This is a genomic window from Rhizobium ecuadorense (genome assembly GCF_001187535.1).
In the GTDB taxonomy this organism is placed as follows: Bacteria; Pseudomonadota; Alphaproteobacteria; order Rhizobiales; family Rhizobiaceae; genus Rhizobium; species Rhizobium ecuadorense.
On sequence record NZ_LFIO01001247.1, the window covers coordinates 1 to 265 of the forward strand.

The window sequence follows — 265 nt, forward strand, 5'->3', positions numbered from 1 at the left end:
GATGCTGATGCTTCTTTCCCTTGACGGGGACGAGGCGGCTTATCGACGTCTGCTCGTGACGTTGCGGGCCCTGCTCGTCGGTTATTACGGCGGACGTATCGGCACTACCGCGAAATCCGACACGGAAGATCTCGTGCAGGAGACGTTGCTGGCGCTGCATTCGCGCCGGGCGACCTATGACAGGGAGCGGCCGTTCACCGCGTGGTTCTTCTCGATTGCCCGTTATAAGCTGATCGACCACCACCGAAAGCATGGCGGCCGGCAC

At 61.5% G+C, this 265-nt stretch carries 1 protein-coding gene; it reads left to right on the top strand.

Annotated features, from left to right (window positions below; translation table 11 throughout):
- Position 1: 1 nt before the first annotated feature.
- Positions 2–265: sigma factor (locus AF337_RS25845; RefSeq protein ID WP_280138869.1), on the top strand; the 264-nt coding region annotated here is incomplete at its 3' end.